This is a genomic window from Cupriavidus sp. SHE (assembly GCF_000812445.1).
In the GTDB taxonomy this organism is placed as follows: Bacteria; Pseudomonadota; Gammaproteobacteria; order Burkholderiales; family Burkholderiaceae; genus Cupriavidus; species Cupriavidus metallidurans.
The window spans coordinates 49,456-73,042 of the sequence record NZ_JWMB01000017.1; the positions used below are offsets into that span (position 1 = coordinate 49,456).

General features: G+C 63.6%; 17 protein-coding genes. 4 read left to right on the forward strand and 13 right to left on the reverse strand.

What is annotated here, in order from left to right; all coding sequences use genetic code 11:
• Window positions 1-44: 44 nt before the first annotated feature.
• The 5 genes from RN01_RS08405 to RN01_RS08425 all read right to left on the reverse strand — a co-directional run bounded on the left by RN01_RS08405 (window position 45) and on the right by RN01_RS08425 (window position 7,197).
• Entirely contained in the window at window positions 45-827 is a 783-nt protein-coding gene (locus RN01_RS08405; protein WP_008641302.1) for an SDR family NAD(P)-dependent oxidoreductase, read from the reverse strand.
• Window positions 828-909: 82 nt separating this feature from the next.
• Window positions 910-1,881 carry a nitronate monooxygenase family protein gene (locus RN01_RS08410; RefSeq protein ID WP_017510929.1) on the reverse strand — a complete coding sequence of 324 codons (972 nt, stop codon included), beginning with the start codon at window positions 1,879-1,881 and terminating at the stop codon, window positions 910-912.
• 77 nt (window positions 1,882-1,958) lie between these two features.
• The gene (locus RN01_RS08415; protein WP_017510930.1) at window positions 1,959-3,071 is read right to left on the reverse strand and encodes a CaiB/BaiF CoA-transferase family protein; all 1,113 of its coding nucleotides are present in this window, start codon (window positions 3,069-3,071) and stop codon (window positions 1,959-1,961) included.
• 147 nt (window positions 3,072-3,218) lie between these two features.
• Window positions 3,219-5,900 (reverse strand): LuxR C-terminal-related transcriptional regulator, encoded by a 2,682-nt coding sequence (locus RN01_RS08420; RefSeq protein ID WP_189443389.1) that lies wholly within the window; start codon window positions 5,898-5,900, stop codon window positions 3,219-3,221.
• A gap of 133 nt (window positions 5,901-6,033) precedes the next feature.
• Window positions 6,034-7,197, reverse strand: coding sequence for an acyl-CoA dehydrogenase family protein (locus RN01_RS08425; protein WP_017510932.1), 1,164 nt, complete (start codon window positions 7,195-7,197; stop codon window positions 6,034-6,036).
• Window positions 7,198-7,394: 197 nt separating this feature from the next.
• Between RN01_RS08425 and RN01_RS08430 the strand changes: the two genes are divergently transcribed.
• Window positions 7,395-8,942: a long-chain-fatty-acid--CoA ligase gene (locus tag RN01_RS08430; protein WP_024569974.1), complete on the forward strand. Its 1,548-nt coding sequence runs from the start codon at window positions 7,395-7,397 to the stop codon at window positions 8,940-8,942.
• Between the two features lie 48 nt (window positions 8,943-8,990).
• On the opposite strand, the gene RN01_RS08435 is transcribed toward RN01_RS08430, so the two are convergent.
• Both RN01_RS08435 and RN01_RS08440 read right to left on the reverse strand, forming a co-directional pair.
• Entirely contained in the window at window positions 8,991-10,628 is a 1,638-nt protein-coding gene (locus RN01_RS08435; protein ID WP_017514789.1) for a 3-(methylthio)propionyl-CoA ligase, read from the reverse strand.
• 182 nt (window positions 10,629-10,810) lie between these two features.
• Window positions 10,811-11,218 carry a thioesterase family protein gene (locus RN01_RS08440; protein ID WP_017514790.1) on the reverse strand — a complete coding sequence of 136 codons (408 nt, stop codon included), beginning with the start codon at window positions 11,216-11,218 and terminating at the stop codon, window positions 10,811-10,813.
• Window positions 11,219-11,631: 413 nt separating this feature from the next.
• Between RN01_RS08440 and RN01_RS08445 the strand changes: the two genes are divergently transcribed.
• On the forward strand, window positions 11,632-13,305 hold the full coding sequence (locus RN01_RS08445; RefSeq protein WP_197067573.1) for an ATP-dependent endonuclease: 1,674 nt from the start codon (window positions 11,632-11,634) through the stop codon (window positions 13,303-13,305).
• Window positions 13,298-14,368, forward strand: coding sequence for a UvrD-helicase domain-containing protein (locus RN01_RS08450; protein ID WP_017513706.1), 1,071 nt, complete (start codon window positions 13,298-13,300; stop codon window positions 14,366-14,368). The genes RN01_RS08445 and RN01_RS08450 overlap by 8 nt, the downstream gene beginning before the upstream one ends.
• Window positions 14,369-14,614: 246 nt before the next feature.
• Here the strand turns inward: RN01_RS08450 and RN01_RS34885 are convergent, their stop codons facing one another.
• From RN01_RS34885 to RN01_RS08475, 6 genes are all read right to left on the reverse strand, one after another.
• Complete coding sequence (locus RN01_RS34885; protein ID WP_017513707.1) at window positions 14,615-14,746, reverse strand: hypothetical protein; 132 nt, start codon at window positions 14,744-14,746, stop codon at window positions 14,615-14,617.
• A 9-nt stretch (window positions 14,747-14,755) separates the two neighbouring features.
• Window positions 14,756-16,114, reverse strand: coding sequence for a TniQ family protein (locus tag RN01_RS33855; protein WP_111733677.1), 1,359 nt, complete (start codon window positions 16,112-16,114; stop codon window positions 14,756-14,758).
• A 9-nt stretch (window positions 16,115-16,123) separates the two neighbouring features.
• Entirely contained in the window at window positions 16,124-17,089 is a 966-nt protein-coding gene (locus RN01_RS08460; RefSeq protein WP_017513709.1) for a TniB family NTP-binding protein, read from the reverse strand.
• On the reverse strand, window positions 17,086-19,047 hold the full coding sequence (locus RN01_RS08465) for a Mu transposase C-terminal domain-containing protein (protein WP_017513710.1): 1,962 nt from the start codon (window positions 19,045-19,047) through the stop codon (window positions 17,086-17,088). Before RN01_RS08465 ends, RN01_RS08460 begins: the two co-directional genes overlap by 4 nt.
• 189 nt (window positions 19,048-19,236) lie before the next feature.
• Window positions 19,237-19,914, reverse strand: a complete 678-nt coding sequence (locus RN01_RS33860; RefSeq protein ID WP_133258068.1) for a hypothetical protein — start codon at window positions 19,912-19,914, stop codon at window positions 19,237-19,239.
• Window positions 19,915-20,430: 516 nt separating this feature from the next.
• Window positions 20,431-22,419: a tyrosine-type recombinase/integrase gene (locus RN01_RS08475; protein ID WP_024569970.1), complete on the reverse strand. Its 1,989-nt coding sequence runs from the start codon at window positions 22,417-22,419 to the stop codon at window positions 20,431-20,433.
• Between the two features lie 475 nt (window positions 22,420-22,894).
• On the opposite strand from RN01_RS08475, the gene RN01_RS08485 reads away from it, so the two are divergent.
• Entirely contained in the window at window positions 22,895-23,440 is a 546-nt protein-coding gene (locus RN01_RS08485) for a 3-keto-5-aminohexanoate cleavage protein (protein WP_017515406.1), read from the forward strand.
• Window positions 23,441-23,587: the final 147 nt, after the last annotated feature.

Here is a 23,587-nt window from a genome sequence, read left to right on the forward strand (position 1 = left end):
CCCGATCTTCCGTCGGGCCGCCACCCTGAAAGCAGGAATGCCGGTTAGCGCGCCGCCATGCGAATCGCGCCGTCCAGACGCACGGATTCGCCGTTGAAGTAGCGGTTGACGATCATGGTCTCGGCCAGTTGCGCATATTCGTCCGGATCGCCGAGCCGCTTCGGGAACGGCACCGACGCGGCCAGCGCGGACTTCACGTTGTCGGGCAGGCCCTGCATCAACGGCGTGTTGAACAGGCCAGGCATGATCGTGTTCACGCGGATGCCTTCGCTCATCAGATCGCGTGCGATCGGCAGCGTCATGCCAGTGATCGCCGCCTTGGACGCACTGTAGGCCGCCTGGCCCATCTGCCCGTCCTCCGCCGCCACCGACGCCGTATTGATGATGGTGCCGCGTTCGCCGTCATCGAGCGGGTCCAGCGTCAGCATTCCGGCGGCGGATTTGGCAATGCAACTGAAGGTGCCCACCAGGTTGATCTGGATGATCCGGTTGAAGTTGGCCACGGGGAAGTGGCGGATTTCTCCCGTCGATTTGTCCCGGCCCGCCGTCTTGGCGGAGAAACCGGTGCCGGCACAGTTCACGAGCACGCGCTCCTGTCCATGTGCCGCGCGCGCCTTGGCAAATGCGGCGTCGACCTGCTCCTCGTTGGTCACGTCAACCTTGCAGAACACGCCACCAAGCTCGCGCGCCAGCGCTTCCCCCAGCTCCGCATTCAGATCGAACAGCGCCACCTTGACGCCGGCGCCGGCCAGGCGTCGCGCGGTGGCGGCACCCAGGCCGGAAGCGCCACCGGTGATGACCGCGGCAATGCTGGAATCGAGTTTCATTGCATATCCTTGCGTGAATGGAAGACTGCCGTCGCATCTGGCCAGCCGGCGACACATGCCACCGGCATCGGCAATGCGGGGTTCAGACGAAATACTTGCTCGTCGCTTCGATGCGGTTCTGACAATCGCTGACCATGCGCGAGATCAGTTCCGCGCAGGTCGGAATATCGTCGATCAGGCCGATGCACTGGCCGGCGCTGACCACGCCGTTGTCGACCTCACCCGATTGCAAGGCCGCGCGGCCACGGGTGCCGGTCACCAACGGACGGATGTCTTCGAAAACGCAACCGCCGGGGCGCCGTTCCATGGACACCACTTCCTCGGCGATGGCGTTGCGGAAGACGCGCGCCGTGTTCTTCAGCGTGCGGAAGATCAGCGCGGTGTCACGCTCGGAACCATTGACCAGCGCCTGCTTGATGTTGTCGTGAATTGGCGCTTCCTTCGTCACGCAGAAGCGCGTGCCCATGTTCACGCCCTCGGCGCCCAGCGCCAACGCGGCGGCCATGCCACGTCCGTCCGCGATGCCGCCGGATGCGATCACCGGAATCTCCAGCGCCCGCGCGGCAGCGGGAATCAGCACCAGCCCGCCCACGTCATCCTCGCCGGGATGGCCGGCGCATTCGAGGCCGTCGATCGACACAATGTCCACGCCATTGCGTTCGGCGGAGAGCGCATGTCGCACGGTAGTGCACTTGTGCACGATGGTCACGCCGGCTGCCTTGAAACGGGCGATGAAGTCCTTCGGGCTGTTGCCTGCAGTCTCCACGATGCGCACGCCGCCATCGATGATCGCGTCCACGTACTGGGCATACGGCGGCGGATTGATCGACGGCAGGATGGTCAGGTTCACGCCGAAAGGACGATCGGTCATCTCGCGTGTGCGGGCGATTTCGTTGCGCAGGGCATCCGGCGTGGGTTGCGTCAGCGCGGTCAGGATGCCGAGGCCACCGGCATTGGACACGGCCGATGCCAGTTCGGCCAGACCCACCCACTGCATGCCGCCCTGGATGATCGGATAGTCGATGCCAAGCAAACGCGTGACGCGGGTTCGCATGGGATTGCTCACGATAGTGACTCCTTGAATCAAGTTAGGACTGGTGTTGCCTCCGCCAGTCTGCAAAAGCGTATTGCTCAGCCTGCGCTTGCCGGCTGCAGCGCGCCCCAATGCGCTAGTGCGGCATCGAGGGCAACCCTTCGTTCGGATTGCGGCGCGGCCGCAGGGGTGCGCGAGAAACGCGGCGCCGCGGCAGGCTGAACCACGCCCTGCAAGGTGACGAAGGCCTCGCGTTCGCGGTTGTGCGGGTGCTCGGGCGCCTCGTCCCAATCCAGCACCGGGGCGAAGCACGCATCGGAACCCTCCAGGAGCGCGCACCACTCGGCGCGCGTCCGGGTACGGAAGATGTCCGCCAGTCGCAGCTTGAGCAGCGGCCAGCGCGCGGTTTCCATCTGGCCGTCGAACAGCGGGTCTTCGATGCCGCAACGCTCGCGCAGCGCCGCGTAGAACTGCGGCTCGATCGCACCGACAGCAACATACTTGCCATCGGCGCAGGCATACGTGTCGTAGAACGGCGCGCCGCCGTCGAGCAGATTCTCGCCGCGCTGGTTGTTCCAGCGGCCGCCGGCCTTCATGCCGTACTGCATGGCGGAAAGCAGCGCCGATCCATCCGTCATCGCGGCATCGATCACCTGGCCACGTCCGGACTGGCGCGCCTCGTACAGCGCAGCCATCAGGCCGAACGCGAGCATCATGCCGCCACCGCCGAAATCGCCAACCAGGTTCAATGGCGGCACCGGCGCTTCGCCGGCCCGGCCAATCGCGTGCAGCGCGCCGCTGATGGCGATGTAGTTGATATCGTGGCCGGCGGCCTGCGCCAGGGGACCGTACTGGCCCCAGCCGGTCATGCGCCCGTAGACGAGCCGAGGATTGCGCGCGAGGCAGACATCCGGCCCCAGTCCGAGCCGTTCCATGACGCCGGGCCGGAAGCCTTCCACCACAACATCCGCGCGGCCGATCAGTTCCAGCGCGGCATCTCTTCCGGAAGCCTCACGCAGGTCCAGCGGTATCGTGCGCCGGCCGCGTGCCAGCACATCCGCAGGATTCACCTTTGCCTCGACGCCCGGCGCCGTGGGGCGCGTGATCCGGAGCACATCGGCACCGTGATCCGCCAGCAACATGCAGCAGAACGGCGCGGGCCCCAACCCGGCGAACTCGACAACCTTCAAACCTTCCAGCGAACCTGCCATACCTGCCCCTATCGCGCCAGCGGCGCTCACATCACGGTCAACGCCGCTATGGTGCGTCAAACAAGGGGGGTAACGAATCGTCGGAAGCGACGAAATCCGTTCGCGAGCGTTGCCTGGCGGAACGCTCCTGAGCGTTCCGCAGCGGATTCAGGCAATCACACCCAGGCGGCGCGCGATGGCAACAGCCTGCGTGCGGCTGTGGGCGCAGATCTTGTTGTTGATGTTGCGCAGATGCGTGCGCACGGTGCTATCGGAGACGAACAGTTTCTCCGCGATGGCGCTGTTGGAATAGCCCTCGGCAAGCAGCTGCAGCACGCGGATTTCCTTTGGCGTCAGCGGATCCAGCAGTTGCGGCCGGTCTCCCGCGATTGGCTCCGGAGACTCCTCGAGCGGCCCACATGCCTGCACCAGCCGCAGCACGAATTCGGCGAGAACGGGATCGCGCTGGGCGCTGCCGCTCGACTCCAGCGTCCGCGAGAACTGCGCCAGCAGCGGCCCGATGCGATTGCCCCCTTCGTCGAGCAGCAATCGCGCAAAGCCTTCCGCGCAGGCGGCCTTCAGCACAGGCGCCAATATCGCCTGCGCCGCCGCAGGTTCGCCGGCGCGTTGATATGCTAGCGCGCACAGCAAGCGGAGCTTCATGGCCCGTCGATGACGCCCATCGTGGTCGGCAAACTCGGCGGCTGCCCGCAGGCGGGCCACCGCGGCCTGCGCGTCGCCGGCCAGCGCCTCCCAGCGCAGTTGCGCGAGTTCCAGGTAATCCAGATCATTGGCGATCAGGTGCAGACGGCTCACACGTTCCCACAGGGCCGGGTCGTCGGCACGCGCCAGTTCGTCCTTCGCGGCCCGGGTATGTCCCTGCATCAGCAGGATGCGGGCACGTTCGAGCTTGGCGCCGGCCGCCACGCGCGCCTGGCGTCTGACGTGGCCCAGATACTCGAGCTGCGTCAGCGTCTCGAACGCCTCGTCCACATCGCCTCTGGCAAACGCAATGCGCGACAGCATCACGTGCCCGAGCGTGACGTGATCACCCAACAGCACATCGCGCGCGAGTGGCACGTAGACCCGCAGCAGATGCGCGGCCTGGGCCAGATCGTTCGCCTCATAGACCGTGGCCGCATACATCACGCCGGCCCAGGCATTGCCGCCCGTGTAACCGTAGTGTTGCGTGCTACCGCTGCCAACAGCGATCCGCAAGCGCGCCGTGGCCTCGCGCAGGCGCCCGCCCTGCAGGTCGAAAATGGCCTCGACGGTTTCGGAGTACATCATGTTGAAGGCGCTGCTGTCGGCGCCCTGCGTGCGGCGCGCGGTTTCCAGCAGACGGCGCGATTCGACATGCTGCCCCGACACCGCGAACACGTTCGCCATCGCATTGGCAAGCACCATGTCCGCGAAGGCCACGCCGGTGGGCCAGTGCGTCAGGCATTCGCGCCCGACTTCCAGCGCGCGCTCGAGCTGGTCCATCATCGACAGCAGCGTCGGGCGCAGCGCGAGTACATGCGGACGCACCGCCGGATCGTCGGAGTCCCGCAACCCGCTGCGTTCCAGCAGGTCCATCGCCTCCAGGGGGCCGCGCGTGAACGTCAGCGCCCAGATCCGGATGGCCTGCAGCGGCAGGTGATCGCGCAGGACGTCCTCGGGCAGCGCGTCGAACCAGCGTGTGAGCAGCCGCATACGCCCCTGCCCGAGCAGCGCCGGCGCGTGTGCGATCAGCAGCGTCACGGCATACGCGTAATCGCCGCCTTCGATCGCATGGTCGATGGCGGGCACGGGACGATCCTGTGACCGGAACCATCCGGCGGCGGCATGGTGCAGGCGCGGCACCTCGGCAGGCGCTTCGCGTTGCAATTGCGCCTTCAGAAATTCGGCGATCAGGCTGTGGTAGCGCCACGCCCGGTCTTCACTCTCGATCGGCGCGATCAGGCTGGAAGCTTCGAGTTGCCGCAGGATCGCCTCGCAATCCACATCGGGCAGCAACACGTGACACAGCTGCGGGTTCAGATAGCGCAGGATGCTGGTGCGCAGCAGGAACTGGCGTACCGGCTCGGGCTGCCGGGCCACCACGTCTTCGGCCAGATAGTCGGCCACCGACCGGCTGGTGCCCGAGAAACGGTCGATGAACTCGGTATGCGCTTCGCTGCGCTCCAGCGAAGCCGATGCGAGCGACAACGCGGCCGCCCAGCCCTCCGTCTTGCGATACAGGCGCTGCAGATCATCCGCCGCAAGCGGCATCGGCCGCACGGTGCGGAAGAACTGCTCGGTTTCCTCGATCGAGAAACGCAGCGCCGTGGCGTCGATTTCCAGCAACTGGCCTCGGGCGCGCAGGCGGCCCAGCCTCACATCGGGCGTGCTGCGCGAGCCGATGATGAGCTGCCCGTTATGCGGCAGATGGTCGATGATCTCGCGCACCCAGGCGATGACCCCGGGCTCTTGAAGCACTTCGAAATCGTCGAGGAAGAATGCGAACGGCTCCGGGTAGCCTGCCAGGCAGTCCATGCTCTGCAGCGCGGCTTCGCCGGTGGTGCGTGGCGCGGGTCGGCCGATATCCGCGATGGCGTCGTCCCCGTCCCCGACGATGGCCGCCAGCGCCGCTTCGAAGCCGGACAGGAAGCGTACCGGGTCGTTGTCGGCGCTATCGAGCGTGAGCCATGCGGTTGCCACCGAGGCCGCCTCCAGCCGCGCGCGGTACTGCAGCATGGCGGTCGTCTTGCCGAACCCCGCAGGCGCCCGGACGATCACGAGCCTGGCCGACGACGCGGCGCGCAGCATGTCGCCAACGCCTTGCCGGATCACCTGGGATGCGGGGGCAACTGGCGGCCTGAGCTTCATGCTCGGCACATGCCGTGTCATGCTCGGCGGCGAAGTCATCTGCTGGATGTGTGGGCTGGACGCGAACTGGGCAGTTTAGCAAAGCGTCCCCCCTATGTCGCCGCCTGATCCATCCTTGGCCCATCCGTGGGCTCTAGTCCATTTTCTCCGTCAGACCCAGCGAGCGGCTGATGATCTCGAGCATGATCTCGGACGCGCCGGCAAAGATCCGCGATACGCGTGCGTCGCGATACATGCGGCTGATGCGGTATTCGTCCATATAGCCCGAGCCGCCGTGCAGTTGCAGGCAGTCGTCGATCACGCGGTTCTCCAACTCCGTGCTCAGCAGCTTGGCGGACGCCGCCGTGACGGCATCCAGCCGGCCGGCGTTGTGCTCCACGACGAGCGCATCGAGCCAGATCTGCATGGCGTCGAGCTCGGCGCGGCGGCGGGCCAGCACGAAGCGTGTGTTCTGCAGGGCGCCGATCGGGCGACCGAATGCGCGGCGCTCCTTGACGTAGGGCAGCGTCAGATCGAACGCGGATTGCGCGTGCGCGATCGACTGGCACGCGCACAGCAGGCGCTCCTCTTCAAGGCCCTCCGCCAGATAGGCAAAACCGCGCGCCGGATTGCCCAGCACGTTCTCGTCCGGGACGAAGACATCGTTGAAGAACAGTTCCGCCGTGTCCTGCGCGTCCAATCCGAGCTTTTTCAGTCGACGGCCCCGCTCGAATCCCGCCATGCCGCGCTCGACGACGAACAGGCCGAAGGCACGGCGCTCGTCGGGGTTGGTACGCGCGACCACGATGACGGCATCCGCGTTTAGCCCGTTCGAGATGAACGTCTTGGCGCCGTTGATGACCCAGCCGCCGTCGCGCCGCTCGGCACGCGCGCCGATCCCAGCCAGATCGGAGCCGGCGCCCGGCTCTGTCATGGCAATCGCCAGGATCGTCTTGCCGCTCGCCGCGCCGGTCAGCCACCGGCGCTTCTGCGCCTCCGTGCCCAGCCGGCCGATATACGGCGCGACCAGCCGCGAATGGAGCGTCAGATACACACCGACATCGCCATGGCGAATCAGCTCTTCGAAGAGGATCTGTTCGTAGCGGAAATCGGTCACGCCCGCGCCGCCATAGGCTTCGTCGGCCCACATCAGCAACAAGCCCTGCTCGCCAGCTTTCTCGAAGATGGCACGGTCACAGCAGCCCTGCTCGCGCCAATGGTCGACATAGGGGGTGATTTCGTTTTGCACGAATCGCGCGACCGAGGCACGGAACTGCTCGTGATCGGCATCGAAGATCAAGCGGCGGGTCTGGGACATGGTGATGGAAGGAAGGGATGCGACCGATGGCCGATCTTAGGACCGGTGCCACTGCCGTGCCTCGTCGAATCCGACGAATCTCCCCTAGGGAAAATCCGGAGCCGCAAGATCATCCATTCCGACGACGCGCCAGCCGTATCGCCGCCTGACAATGCTCCGCAGGCAGTGCTCCGACAACCGATAACGGGAGACAGTTCGTGTATCTGACACAGGCTCTGCACAAGGCATTCCGCGAAAACCCGTCTGGCGTCGCGACGATTTTTGCGCAACGCAGCACGACGTTCTCCCAGCTCATCGACCGGGTTGCAAGACTGGCCAGCGCCTTGCGTGGCCAGGGCGTTGCTGCGGGCGACCGGGTCGCCATGCTGGCGCTCAACTCCGACCGCTACGTCGAGTACATCTTCGGCACGCTCTGGGCCGGCGCGGCGCTGAACCCCGTCAACACCCGGTGGAGCGTCGCGGAAATCGCCTACTCGATGGAGGATTGCGGCACCAGCGTGCTGCTCGTGGATGACAACTTCCTGGATCTGATCGGGCCACTGCGCGAGCGTTGCCCCTGCATCCAGACCATCATCTATTGCGGCGACGCCGAGACCCCGGCAGGCATGATCGACTACGAGCAACTGGTGCGGTCGAGCGCGCCGATTGCCGACAGCCTGCGCAGTGGCCACGATCTTGCCGCAGTGCTCTACACCGGCGGCACCACCGGCGCACCCAAGGGCGTCATGCTGTCGCACGCCAATATCGCCAGCAACGTGCTGTCGTCACTGGCAGCGGCATCGCGCCCGCCAGTGACGTCGATCCTGCAGATGGCGCCGATGTTCCATATCGCGGCGCTCAGCTTCGTCTTTCAGGCCGTGACGCGCCTCGCCACGCAGGTGATCCTGCCCGGGTTCGACCCCAAGGCAGCGATTCGCGACCTCAGCCGCTACCGCATCAACGAGGTTTTCACCGTCCCGACGATGCTGAAGATGATGCTCGACGATCCCACGTTCGCCGACCATGACCTGAGCAGTCTCAGGAACATCATCTACGGCGCTGCCCCGATTGACGGCGCACTGCTGCAGCGCGCCATGGCGCAGATTCCGTCCAGCCAGTTCCTGCAGGCCTATGGGATGACGGAGACCTCGCCTGTCTCGGCGATACTGGCGGCCGATTGTCACGTCGTCGGCAGTCCGAGGCTGAAGGCGGCCGGCCGCCCGGCGCCCGCGTGCGAAGTGCGCATCGTCGATCCGGCAACGGACGAAGACTGCCCGACGGGCACGGTGGGCGAGGTCGCGGTGCGCGGCCCGGGCGTGATGCTGGGCTACTGGAACAAGCCGGAAGAAACCGCCCGCGCGTTGCGCAACGGCTGGATGCACACCGGCGATGCCGGATACCTGGATGCGGACGGCTTTCTATACGTCACCGATCGCATCAAGGACATGATCATCAGCGGCGGCGAGAACGTCTATTCGACCGAGGTCGAGAATGCGATCCTCACGCACCCCGCAGTGCAGCTTTGCGCGGTGATCGGCATCCCTGACGAGAAATGGGGGGAAGCCGTGCATGCGGTCATCGTGGTCCGCCCCGGCCACGAACTGTCTGTCGATGCGGTGCACGCGCATTGCCGCGAGCGGATCGCCAGCTATAAATGCCCCCGCAGTGTCGAGTTCCGCGCCGACATGCCGCTCTCGGCGGCGGGCAAGCTCCTCAAGTACAAGCTGCGGGAAGTCTACTGGCAGTCACGCGACCGGCGAATCTGAGCGGTAGCAAGGCAGACGAGGCGCGGGCATCGCCCGCGCCTGCCCGATTCACGCCGTCGGCAATCGATAGTTGCGGTAGTCCTCACGTAACTTCGTCTTGAGCAGCTTGCCAGTCGCGGTATGCGGCAGCTGATCGACGAACACGACATCGTCCGGCACCCACCATTTCACGACGCGCTCGCTCAGGTACTGCAGCAACTCTTCGCGCGTGACATCCTTGCCGGGACGCTTCACCGCCAGCAGCAGCGGGCGCTCCTGCCACTTCGGATGCGCGACGGCAATGATCGCCGCCTCGTGAACGGCAGGGTGACCGATCGCCGTGTTTTCCAGGTCGATCGAGGAAATCCATTCCCCACCCGACTTGATGACATCCTTGGCACGGTCCACCAGTTGCACGTACCCGTCCGGGTCGATGGTGCCGATATCGCCGGTGGGAAACCAGCCGTCCTTGTCCAGCACCTCGCCACCCGTGTGCTTGAAGTAGCCGCTTGCAATCCACGGCCCGCGCACATGCAGGTGGCCGAAGGCGCGTCCGTCGTGCGGCAATTCCTGACCGTCGTCGCCGATGATCTTCAGGCCCACGCCCCATACCGCGCGTCCGGCCTTCATCTTGATCGTGGTCTGCTCGTCCTTGGGCAGGGCGGCATGCTTTGGCAGCAGGCGGCCGGTGGTACCGATCGGGCTGGTTTCCGTCATGCCCCATGCCTGCAGGTACTCGACACCGAAGTCGCGCTCGCAGCGCTCGATCATGCTGCGCGGCGATGCGGCGCCGCCCGAGCCGATGATCTTCAGGCCAAGCCCCTTCATGTCGATCTCCGGGTGCTCGTCCAGGAACTGGAAGAGCATGAGCCAAATGGTGGGCACCGCCTGGGAGACAGTCACGCCTTCGTCGCGCATCAGTTCATAGAGCGATTGACCATTGAGGTGCGGCCCGGGCATCACCATCTTGGCCCCGGCCATGGCCGCCGCATACGGCATTCCCCAGGCGTTGGCATGGAACATCGGGACCGCAAGCAGCACAGACGTTGACGCGCCCACGGCGAACGCATCCGCCGCGCACGCCACGAGCGAATGCAGCACGGTGGACCGATGCGAGTACAGCACGCCCTTCGGATTCCCGGTGGTGCCCGACGTGTAGCACAGCGACGACGCCGCGCGCTCGTCCAGTTCCGGCCAGTCATACGTATCGCTATGCTCCGCGAGCAGGTCCTCGTAGCAAAGCAGGTTGGGCACGTCGATCGCCGGCATGTTCGCCCGATCCGTCATGGCGACGTAGTGCTGGACGGATTTCAGGGCCGGCGCCAGCTTCTCGACCAGCGGCGCGAAGCCAATATCGAAGAACAGGACCTTGTCCTCCGCGTGGTTGACGATGTACTCGATCTGCTCGGGGAACAGACGCGGATTGACCGTGTGCAGGATCGCGCCCGAACCGGACACCCCGAAATACAGTTCGAAATGACGATGCGTGTTCCAGGCAAGCGTGCCGACACGGTCCGCCACCCCGACACCGAGACTCGCCAGTGCGTTGGCAACGCGTTTGGCACGCCGATGGATCTCGGCATAGTTGGTACGGTGGATCGGGCCCTCTACCGTTCTCGCGACGATCTCCCGCGTTGGATGGTACGTGGCCGCGTGCTCGATCAGCGATGAAATCAACAGCGGTCGGTCCTGCATCAGTCCCAGCATCGTGTCTCCTCCACTCAATGTATCGGTGTGCTTGTCGGTGTGCTTGTCGGTGTGCTGCCAGGATGCGGCAGGGCCCGGGCCTGGCTTTTCGTGGTTGGCTTTCCCGCCAGCAGTGTCGGCCGCGCTGGCCCGGCAGGTAATCGTCGAAAGCGACGAATTTCGGCGCTGACGGGTGTTCGCGCTCAGCGCTTCAGGGACAGCAGGGTGCGGCAGCCGGCTGGCAGCGGATGCGCGGCGTGGGCCTTGACGGCGAGCGCCAGCTGCTCGGCAAGCGCTCCGGGGAACGGCGCCGCCCGGCGCGTTTCCAGGTTCACGTGTACCGAGAGCTGTTCCATGGTGGCCGCCACGTATCCCTCGGTGGCATGGGAGAGTTCCATCAGACAAAGCAGACGCTTGTCGTCGGACTGCAATGCGCGCACGCGAAGCACAACCGGAGATCCGACCAGCAGTTCGCGGTAGTAGGCCACATGGATGTCGACGGTGTAGATCCCGCAGCGGGTGGCCTCGGTGTAGCCGAGCCCCACGCCGAGTTGCTCAAGCAGCTTGAAGCCCTCGCGGTCGAACACCTCCACATACCGGGCAGCGTTCATATGACCGTATGTCCATTCTCAAAGACGCCGCCAACACGTTCCCCATAAAAATCAAGGCATTGCGAATCGATGAATCACTGAACTCACTAAGGATTCTCACAAATCCTTGCCACATTGGGACTGTCGTATCAAAGAAAGATGCAGATTTGGGAAGATCGATTAGCCGTGGCTTCTCGTGGACTCACAAGTGGCCGTAGGTAACCCACAGCGAAACTGCGCTGGGGCCGAGGAATGCCGTGAGCACCCGGGCCTTGATGACACGATGCCGCGCAGTCTCCACAACCCAGCGCCCTATGCACCAGCACGCGAGCAGAATAGGACGACTTATCTTGCAGTGATTTTGAGTTGAATGGACTGCGCCTGACGTCGGTTCGCCAAAGGTTCAGCTTGCTCACGCCTGCCTCCAAGTGTCCATGCAAACGGGCGATCACCCCGTCGGCATGTGCCCTATAATCCTCCCAACAAACTTCGAGGCGGGGTGTCGGTTGATTACCAAAATCAAGATCCGCGGATACCGTATCTACACGGACTTCACGCTGTCGCCCAACCCAAAGCTCAATCTGATAGTGGGGGGCAACGAAGCCGGCAAATCGACACTGATGGAAGCCATCGCGCTCGCCCTTACCGGGCGCATCGGTGGCCGCAGCGCAAGCGAAGAGCTAAACCCGCACTGGTTTAACGCCGGAGTGGTGGCCGATTTCGTTGCCAAGATCGAGCGCGGTGAACGGCCTCGGTTTCCCGAGATCCACATCGAACTGTACTTCGCGGACAAGCCCGAGTTGCAACGGCTTTGCGGCGCTATCAATACCGACGTGCCGACCCTGGCCTGCCCAGGCCTGTCGCTGCGGATCATGCCGAATCCCGACTATGCGGACGAGCTGGCCGAGTGGATGGCCAAGCCTTCCTCCCTGTTGCCGGTCGAGTTCTACCTTGTTGACTGGCGCTCCTTCGCCGACGAGCGCATCACCAATCGCCCCCGGCAATTGGCGGCGGCCATTATCGACTCGCGGACCGTTCGCTCCTCGAGCGGCGTTGACTATCACCTGCGACAGATCCTTGGCGACCATCTCGACCCGCCGGAGCGTGCCGCCGTGTCCCTGGCCTACCGCGAGCTGAAGGCGACTATGTCGACCACGGCGCTGGACGCGATCAACAAGCGCATCGGCACGATCCACGCCTCCTTGCACGATCAGCCGATCTCGCTGGCCATGGATCAAAGCGCGCGAACCGCCTGGGACGGCGTGGTGACCCCCCATGTCAACGATGTACCGTTCTCGATGTCCGGACAGGGCCAACAGGCCGCGATCAAGATCTCGCTGGCCCTGAACCGCAATGCCGGCCACGCCGCGTTCGTCATGATCGAGGAGCCAGAGAATCACCTTTCCCATACCAGCCTGACCACGCTCCTCTCGCGGATCGAGGCGCTCACTGGCGACCATCAGCAGCTGTTCATCACCACGCACAGCACCTTCGTTCTGAACCGCCTTGGTCTCGATGCCATTCTGCTCCTGGCACACGGCAAGACGTCGAAGATTACGACGCTAGATCCCGAAACCGTCTCGTATTTTCAGCGCCTTCCCGGCTATGACACGTTGCGCATGGCCTTGGCCAAGAAGATCGTCCTCGTGGAAGGGCCCTCCGACGAGATCGTTTTCGAGCGATTCTTCAAGGACCTGTTTGGGAAGCGCCCTATGGAATTGGGCATCGACGTGATCAGCATGCGGGGATTGTCGCTGGCGCGCTGCCTTGAATTCTGCGCCGCGCTGGATAAACCGGTGGCCGCCATGCGCGACAACGATGGCACGGACCCGGCCGAGCTGTCCACAAGCGTTGATGCGTGGCTCAGTCCGGGAAGGCGTGAGCTGTTCATTGGGGAAGTCGCCCACGGCCACACCCTGGAACCGCAAATCATCCACCACAATGGCGAGGCGACATTGCGCAGCCTACTTGGCATCACGGCGAGCGCAGATCTACACAAATGGATGAGCCGGGAGAAAACCGAGACGGCGTTCCGCATCGCCAACGCAACGAGCAAGCTTACGCCACCCAAGTACATGCGCCAGGCCGCGGCGTTCATCCATGGCTAACCAGCTCACTCTGGCCGTTGCTGGCTCGCGGAAGACCCAAGGTATCGTCGAGCATTGCGCACGGCTTCTTCCGGAGCGCCGCGTCCTCGTCCTGACCTTTACCCAGGCAAATCAGGAGGAACTCCGACGCCGGCTCGGGCAACGAGCGGGCGATCACCTGGGCATCGAAGTCATGGGATGGTTCACCTTCCTGTTACGACATTTTGCAAAGCCGTTTCTCCCCTTCAAGTTTCCCGGAGCGCGGGTTCTGGGGTTCAGTTTTGAGGGGCGACCGGACAGGTACGCGAAAGGCTTGTCGCGATTTCTCGACCGCAGCGGCGCAGCCTACGCATGTGAACTCGGGCGCCTCGCCAACGAACTGCTAGGTGCCAGCAAAGGCGCCTTACTACATCGATTGGAGAGCTTGTACGATGAGATACTGATTGACGAGGTGCAAGACTTGAGCGCGCATGACTGGGAGATCGCCGATGCGCTATTGCATTCGTCAATTCAGATTCGGATGGTCGGCGATATACGGCAATCAGTTCTGGCCACGAACCCCCGTGGTACCAAAAATAAGCGGTATGCCTATGCCGAAGCGGTAAAGTGGTTCCGAGAGAGAGAGACACTCGGGAAGTTGACCATCACTGAAAGTGTGGAAACTTGGCGGTGCCACCCGAAGATCGCGGAATTTTCAGACACGATTTTCGATGCAAACTGGGCGTTTCCTTCGACCGTGTCACGCAACGAAGTACAAACAGAACACGACGGGGTATTCCTCCTCATGAAAAAGCACGTGGGGGCTTACGTGGAGCGATTCGCACCTCAATGCCTGCGGAGCATGGCAGGATCCGGCAAGGAGTTCGATTTGGATTTCATGAACTTCAAGGTCGCGAAGGGATCAACGTTTGATCGTGTGCTCATCGTTCCGACGGCCGGCATCACAGCCTTCGTGCGCCAGGGATCCACTCTAGAGCCAGTCCCTGCAGCGAGTTTTTACGTGGCCGTTACTCGAGCGGCGCAAAGCGTGGCCATCGTCATGGACAATGCGGGCGCGTCAGCATTGCCGTATTGGACTCCATAGCGGCGGACTCAAACTTCAATGCGGCTCAAAATAAAAAATGCCAGATTGCGTCGGCTTCTTCCCGGCCCGCAGTGCTGCGGCTGCCGTCTATCGAGGCTAACTTTGACCTTCTCAACGGACGAAATCCGCGAGCATGTGCAGATTTGTAAGGCATCCAGCAGCGGCCTATGCTCGAAGCACTTTCAGGATCTAGGATGCCTTGACCAGTTGTGCAATAGCGGCTGGACCGCCCGACAGTGCTTCCAGTCATTTCGCCTCGATCGAGTTCGCGATGCCGGCTTCCTTCTTGACGCTAGCCAGTCGCAGTTGGAGGTGGCTCACGATCTGGCCCTCGTTGAATGGCATCTCTGCGAGCACTTTGGCGAACGACGATAGCATCCCCGACGCTCAGGCGACTGGTCGATCTTTCTTCTTGCTTCTTACGACGGTGAACCGCTCCACTCGTAGCTGCTTGCGCGCCGCTACGACCGCCATGATGGCAGCCCGTGTGACCAGAAACTGGCATCTTCCGGCGCAGCGCCAGATGACTACATCTGCGCTGCTCCGCGCGCCGTCACTACACAATAACTGGTCCAGGTGTGCAACCGAAGCTCGCTGCGCTCTCGCCTCGTCGTATGTGTAATATTGGGGATGCGCGTCGCCTTCGTGCCACTTGAATTGATTCTGCAGGTGCTCGACATCCGCCGCCGAGAATGAAGGAGGCCCCCACAGTCGTCGCACCCCATATGCCCGCAACAACTTTGCAACTTGAACTGCCGGCAAGCCCCACCGTTCGCGTAGTATGGGGATTGACAGTCGCTCGATACAGCGACCTCGTACATCCAGCACTTGGCGGAGCGGCACTCGTGTCGCCTTGTGGCACGCCTGCTCCCTCGGAATGGCAAGATGTCGGCGCAGGAACTTTTCATTCACGATCGGGTAACTGCAGAGGATATGCGGCACCCAGCAAAGGTACACCCGGTCATCATCATCAAACCCATCGGGATAGGCACTCCAGTGACGGACCCGCTGAGCAAGTCGAGTGGAAACCTCGCGTTCGATGATCCGAAACAATTCCGATGCCACCGCACGGTGGGTTTCGCCACCATCGGGATCCAGAGCGGTAGCGAATTGACAGAACAGGAACTTGACAGGATCAATACCCGTACCAAGTACGGCACCGGCGGCGTCGGCAATAGCTTCCCATTGAAGCCCCACTAAACCGCTGCCCGATTGCACGACACCTTGCATCGAGCGCCGCGCCATACCGAGTACACGCACCAAACGACACCGGCCCTCTAGGTCCAACGTTACCAGCTCCCGGGCGGGTTGTTGCTCACCCAGTACAAAGCGCGTCAAGGCCAGTGCCTCGGCAGACGCGGCCACTGGACGGCAGCAGAACAGCGGCATGCCGCACAGGCAGTTGAAACGCCCGTTGCGCCGATGCCAGTCAAGCAGACGCCCGCAGGCCGAACAATGACTCGTAAGGTAGCAATCATGTAACAGGCAGGCTCGTACAGCACGAATCTCCCATTCAGCACGCCAGTATGATTTTTCTGCAAGGCATAGTGGGCAACACTGCCCCCCCATCTGCTCACGAAAAGCCACACTCAGCGACTCGACCTCCCCGACCAAGCTGGTTGCGTGCCTTTCGCCCGGCGGCATCGATATGGCGCTGGATCGGACGCCCCGGACACGCTGCCGAAAGCTGCTGTCGGTTTCATCCGGCTGCACAGGAAAGTCATAGACAAGATTGACGGCTTGCATGCTGCATCCTCACCAGTCGCCATCCGGCGCAAACGGTTCCCCCGGTCCATCGAGTTGGTCTTCAAATTTAAAGTGCGGGTTGAAAGGGTTCTTGCTGCCGACGCCATCACTCCAGATATCGCGTGTGAATACCGCCTCGAGCAGTTCGCTGGAAAGCAGCCGCTCATCACGCTGGTGAGCCAACTCGACAGCACCGATGAGTAACGGTTTGATGTAACCCAGCCGACCTTGCGCCGCCGACAGCATACGTCGGCCCAGCTCAGGGCCATACAACTCGCTTGCGTTCGGAAACGGCAACACCCGCGTCAAGGCCCGCAGCACGTTGAGAAAGTTCCGGAACGACACGTCGCGAACGTTCGCGTCTGCCACGTTGTCTAGCATCGCCTGGCCGAGCGCCCCCAACTCTCGGGTCGCCGTGAGGCGCCCTCGCAGTTGTTCGCACGTGGCGGTGATGCGCAGCAGCTTGTGCAGGCCCACGACCACGTAAGAGACTGGCTTCGTGCTATTCATGAGACGTTTGAGCGAATTCGCCGCGCGCGCCAGGTGCGTCACGCCCGCCCGCCCCTCCACAAAATGGTGGAACTCGTCGATCAACACCAGCTTGAGCCCGCATTCCCGGGCGATTTTGATGAACTGCGTGGACAGCTTGACCTCGGTGCCATCTGCACGCTCGTTCCCCAGGGCAAAGAGGAGCAATTCGACAATGGTCTTCTCCGTCGGATTGGTGGGAATTTCGATCACCAACGCCCATACTTGACCTGCGGGCGCGCGTGCATTCAGTTCCCGACAGACCAGACTGGCCACCGTCGACTTACCCACGCGGCTCTCGCCGACAATCTTCAAGCCGCGCTGAATGGGCGACTCCGCAAAGCGGATGACCGCTTCTACCACATCCGTGAAAGGCTGGTAGGCCACGATCACGTCGTCAATCGCCCGACTCACCGCATCGACCTCACTATAGTCGCGTCTCTTCATAGTGGCCCCACATCGTCATCGTAGAGACTGGTCGATCCGTCGACCGTCTGCAACTCGTCGCCGAGATCGGCCGCATCGAAGGGGACGTCGTCCGACCCCGGGGTCCGCGTAGACGCGGCGGAGGGCGGAACGTCGTGCGCCTTTGGAGACGTAGGCCGTGCTGCGGCTGCGCGCTGCCTGTCGCGCATGCGCGGGCTGGCTGCCAGGTCGGCGAGCACTGCTGCGAGGTCGGCACGCGCCTTGCTGGCATCACGCTCCTGCGCCAGATCGCGGTTGCGAAAGAGCTTCAACTTGCGGGCCAGGTCGTGCGCCTTGAGCGTGACCCCTTTGGCGTAGGTGGGGCAGACATTGGATACTTCGTATTCGAGTCCAGTGCCGGGGTGTTCGACCCAGACATGGCCAATATCCTCGGTATCCACCCGCACGACTACCTTCAGTTTCGCCCCATACTGATGACGCCAGGTATTGAGCTCACGGCTAGCGTAGCGCTGGTTGCCAAACATCCGCAACCCACTCTTGCTCAGGCTGTATTGATCGGTCGGCCGGGTTGCGTGGATCACCGCTGCCGCCCCTACCGGCTGCGGGGGATGTAGCCGGCAGCAGCGTTGCCACGCCGTGAGCGGCGACGCCTTGTATAGACCCTCATGCGGCATCTGCGCATAGACCCGGTTCAACCACCGCTCGAACTCACGCTGGAGCTCTTCCAGCGTGAGTCCCGTGTCCTTAACCTCGACCTCCTTGCCTCGGATGCGGATCGATAGCGTGGCGCCCGGCAGAGTAGCTATAAACGTTTCCTTGACCGTCTTGAAGAACCGTTCGATATGGGGCTTGAGTTCCGGACGCCTTGCGGGACAAAGCTCGTAGGCAATCAGCAGGGTATCGCACGCCTTCTCGACCTCGGGAGTTTTCATCTCGCTGGCACGATCGGTGCGCCAGAACTCGATCAAGCCCTGACATGGATTGACGCCAAGTTCTGCGATGACCGCCGCATCCTTTGGGGTCTTGTCCAGCATGGCGTGGCGCAGCGTCTGCAGAACCGCGTCGGTACGCGGGGGGCGCAGACCAATCTGCCAGCCGGGCACCATCCGCGTCGTCACGCATATGAGGGCGGTGAGTGTGGGCCTGCCGATTCGCTCCCCAGTCAGCGCGTCGCGCACGATGACGTTCAGCGTCGTGTGATCCAACTCACCCAGTTGCAATGCGCGCTCAGGATCCGTGGCTGGATCGTGTTGCGACATTTGAAACAAGCGATCAGCATAAGCCTTTCCGTACTTGGCGCGGACCTTGTCATACTCGGGGCGTAGCGCATATCGCCGATAAAAGGTCGCAGACGAAACCAGGGGCCAGTCTGCCTCGACCCCGAGAGCCAACCCTTCGGCGTTATGGGCCCGTATCCGCTCGTTGATGCGTCCCAGCACTTCGGTTATCGACTCTTGGCGCAGTTTGGAGTCTCGTGGCGTGAGCAGTTTGTCGATTTCGGCCTGGATCAACGCTTCGCACGCGGGGTGCAAGCGGCTGCCTCCCTTACCACCGCGCTCGTGCGAACGTGAAGCGATGCCCTCAGAGACGCCACCTGATCTCCACCACTTTCGGGCCCAATCGTAGAGGGTATGGTTCGATGGCGGCGACGGATCCTCAAGCTTGGCGGCAATCTGGTCAATGGCCCGTTGCGTGTCCGCGTTGGGCAAGAAGCCGACATTGCATTGCGCGACGCCCTTCAGATACATGTGCACGCGCAAGGTCTCCTTGCGCTGGACGGCACCGCCCACGCGTCGTGCGTGATGCGTGCGGCCTGTGGCAGGGCGAGCCCATCCGGGATGCGCGTCGATCGGATGCACCGCCCGTGCGCCCGACTCCAGGTCTCGCCCCAACAACTCGGACTCGCCCAGTACCGCCTCCAACTGGTATTGCCGACCCTGGTAGTGATAGAGGGAACCGGGACTGAGGGTAGACGACATGAACGGTCTCCGATGCAGGGACGCTGTACCTGCGTTACATGCTTCAATCTCGCCCCCTAATGCGAGCACGAGCGCTAGCCGCAAACGCGAGAAGGTGGCGTGCTGCCGTTATCGGGCGCCATTATTGGGGTGAATGTCCGCTGTCGCACGCCCCTGCGGGGTGGCATCGTCAGTGGTTTGCCGTATTGGCTACGGAAGCAGCGCGTGGGCAATTTTCCGCACGGTTTCGGCAAGCGGCTGCAAGGTGGGATCGGTCCCGAGTCGCGCAACGCGCGAAGGCGTCATGGCCTTGCGCACGGTAGGCAGGATCTGCGCCGCACGGACCTGGATCCGATCGAACAAGCGCGTCTGGTCGGCATCATCGAGCACCAGTGGATTCGGCAGCTCCCGAGTGCAGTGGCGAGGCGTCGCCACGACCAAACAGTCGGGGCGCTCGACACGCTCGAGGAGAAAAGTCACCGGGCATTGCTGGCAGTGGACCGTGTCGCCCCATTCAATCCGGCCGGGATGCGCCTGATAACGCTGGATCAGGCCGAGCACTGCCATAGCCTCGAAGAGTCCTACCAGATCCAGCGCGGGACGGCCACGCAGCCACATACCCCGACCCATGGTGGGCGAAAACCAATGGCCAACATAGCTGGACGCTGGGGCCGCGCTTCGGTCCCAGTCCGTGGGCACCCATCGCAGGGTGCCCCAAGGATCTGTCGCTGAGCGGTGAGCGTGTTCGCTGGGCATGATGGCGGCTCCTTTCCAGGTCGCGACGTCGTAAACGTCGCCTTTTTTTGGGGAAAAAGTTCCCTTGACCTGGGCCGAACCGTCTTCCATACTGAGCCTGTCACGGTTGAGTAAGAAGAAGCTGGCGACCAAGTCGCACGCATGCCGGAATCGGTGTCGTGAGTGTGGAGCTCGCGACGGCGACACAGGCGTTCAGAATTTCGATTCAGATTAGGCTTCATTTTTGCGATAGCAAGAAAAAATCGCCGGCATTTCCATGCCGGCGATTTTTTGTGCGTAACAGTAAAACGTAATTTCGTTGTATCGATTTTAATCTTTAAACAAAAACCGAACTTCGATACAAATAGTTTTAAAAAATAAACTGCTGTCGTATACAACCTTGTACGCCTTGTCAGGCGCGGCATGCGGCGCGCAATGAAATCTCACACGAGCATGCGGAGTGCCCAACGCACGCCCACAGGGACGCCGCCGCGTCGACCTGGACCACTGCACGGCACCACTATTGCGCCGGAAACAGGCAGGAGAGCCGCAGGAAAACGCTGCGCCGCAATAAACCCCACATGCCATCATCTTGCGAGCCCTAAACGGCCGCCCGCTCCCATCGTTGTGACGGGCGACATGCGTTGACGTCCGCGCGGTGGTACCGCTTCAGGGGCGCTGGGTAGACTGCGCGGCCCAAAAGTGCACCATGGCCGCCCGGCGCGCGGCGGCCTCGGTGCGCACATAGCGCGTGGTGGTCGCCAGCGATCGATGCCCGAGGTTCTGTTGCACGACCTGGACGGGGACGCCAGCGGCTAGCGCATGCGACGCGTGGGTGTGCCGCAGCCAGTGGGTGCTGGCGCGCAGCAGGCCTTCGGCGGCGGGCGGATCCGTGGTGGCGGTGGTCTCGGCACACTGACGGAAAAACGCCTTGATCTGCCGGTGAAAGGTGCTGGGCGCGATCGGCGCGGCCGGATCGAGGGTCAGCCGGTGCGCCCACGGCGTGCGGACGGCTCGGTCGGTGGCACCACCCAGCAATGCGGCACCGCCAGCCTGCCGGGGGTCCCCAGGCAGGCCCCGCGCCACGAGGTAGTCGGCCAGCTGTCGTATCAGGCTCGACGGCAATGGCACCTCGCGCAGGCGGCCACCCTTGCCCACCACCTGCAGCCACCAGTTGTCCAGCCCGATGCCCGCCCCCTGCCCCGGCGACCCCTCCTGCCGCAAGTCGTCGGTAGTCGCCGCCACGAGCTCGGACAGCCGCAGTCCGGTGTCATACAGCAGCGGTAGCGCGAACTGCAGTCGCTGGTTGGCCGAGCTGGGCGGCAGCGCCGCGAGGGCCTGCACCACACCGTCCCATTGCGCGGTGGTCAAGCCCCGCCCCGGATCCAGCCCCGTGCGCACTGGGCGCGGGGGGCGCACCGCGCGCCATGGATTGCCGCTCAGATAGCACTGCGCACCCAGGAACGCAAACAGGTTGCCGAGCACCCCGAGCGCATAGGCGCACGAGGCGGGCGAGAGGGGCCCGGCCAGCGGCCGCCAGCACGCGCTCCAGCGTGGCTGCGTGTGCACGCTGCACCAGTCGGCCGGCGGCGCCAGCAGGAAGTCCCGGTAGGCCACCGCGTCCTCGATCGTGATGGAGGACAGCGCGCAGCGCCGCGCGAGCACCGCCCACAGCAGGAAGCGCTCGGCCTCCTTGCGATACGCCCGCTGGGTGCAATTGACTCCCCCGTTCTGGCCGTCCCCCTTGCTGGCCAGCCACGCGAGGATGGCCTCGCGGTCGTTGTCGGCTGCCAGGCGACACTGGGCACGTGGACAGCGGTAGGCGCCGGCGCGTCCATCGAGCGCCACAGGGGGTGTGAAGCGCTCGAGCGGCACACAGGTACTGAGTGGGCGGCACGCCTCCGCCCGCCTCGCGGTGCCATCGTTATCGGACTCGAATTCGGGGACCGTGCCCAGCGTGTCCGCGTGGGCGTGCAGGAACGCGTTGATCGCGTGCGCCTTGCGCGCCCCGATGCCGTGCAGGTGGCGCCACCAAGTCGGGCCCCGTGCCTGCAGGCTCGCCACCAGATCGCCCAGCGTGAGGAGCCCGGCACGCCGCAGGCGCACCGCCACCGCGTCAACCAGCCACGCTTCGCAGCCGTCGGCCGGCGACACCGGCATGGCGACCTGCGCCTCCAGCGTGTGGATGGCGTCGAGCTGCCGCTGCAGCAGGCGGATGCGGCGTCGCTCGCGGGTGCGCGCCGCCCCGTCGGGTGGCCAGGCCGCCTCCCACGCCGCCAACTGCTCGGCCTCGCCAAAGCCGTCGAGCCCCTGCGCGGCCACGAACGCGGCCAAGGTCGGCGGTGCCTCCGGCGCATCCTGCGTTTGCGGCGGCGTGAGGTCCAGGCGCAGCAGCCGGGCGCGCGCGAAGTCGCCGCCACGCGCGGCGGCCGCGCCGAGTTCGTCCCGGATCCAGCCGGTCATGCGGTGCACGCGCGGGCCGTCGTCGAAGGCGCCCGCGTCGCTGAGATAGCGCGCCCACATGGCGCGCGGGGACAGCCCCTGCGCCACCGCCCGCAGGAACGCGAAGTGGCCGCGGTGCAGACGCGGGCGCACCACGCTGTAGGGACCGCGCGGCGGCGCGGGCGCTGCAGGGGAAATGGATGAGGGAGTGACCATGGTGGCTCCAGGCGTCGGGGAGCGCACGGCACGGGCGGGCAAGCAGAACACAGGCCGCAGTGTCGACCGATTTACGATAGCAGATAAGACGAATTATCCTGCAGTGGACACCCGCATTTTGCGGGCGGCTTTGAACGTCAACGAGTCCGTGGAGAAACTGGATTCTCTGGTGACGGGATTTCGATTGCTGTAACCCCACTAGACGTGTAGGTTGCTGCAAGGAATCCGTAGCCAACGCCATTCACTCCCACTTTCGGGCACGAGCCATTTGGCAAATGAAGACAAAGTTGTTAGGAATTTGAAGTCGGCCACGCCGCCCCCCCCTACTGGCGCGCCACGCGAGTACCGCATCCCGGTCAGCCAAAGCTGCAGACTGTGACACCTCGAGCCGCTGCAGCAGTTCATGCCCAGTCGTGCGTTTCGAGACGCCGCCCGGACGGCAGGCGCAAGTTGATTTCGCCGAGTTTCGGCTGCCATGGGGCAAGCGGTATGCCTTGTTCGTGGTGCCACGGGCTCAGTTAATTTCCCGACCCGGGTCTACGACAACGCGCCAGAACTGGTAGATTGGCTCGCCGCTGAAATACTGACGCACGACGTCAAGCCCGAAGTGGAAGCCTTCGACTTATCGATGATCTTCCAGGCCGCCAACATGCAGCGGGTCGGCAAGATCGCTGGAGAACTCCACGTCCAATTCGTGATGGGCCTCAAGAACGCAATGCCCGTCGACCGAGAGGTCCTGGAGTTCTATGTGGCGACGCTGCGTAGGCTTTCCCCCAACGCGACCTGGACAGGAGCTGGTATTGGGCGAGACCAAATTACTATGGCACGATGGCCGCTCGAACTGGGTGGACATTGCCGCACAGGTCTTGAGGACAACGTTCGCCTAGACCGAGATGTTCTCGCCCCTTCAAACGCTGCCCTAGTCCGCCAAATTGAAGCGCTTTGCGAAGAGTATGAGCGTCCAGTGGCAACTATTGCCGAGGCAAGCGCCATCCTTGGATTGAACGCCCTCGCCACATAGCAATCCAGCCTGTCAAATACTGGCGGCCAGTCGTGAGATTGACTCCGAAGCTGCGTATTTCGGGGCGCGTGATCAGCGATTTCGGGGGAACGTGATCACCTGTTTCGGCGGGAAGCTGATCGCTGGTTTCGGCGGAACGTGATCACT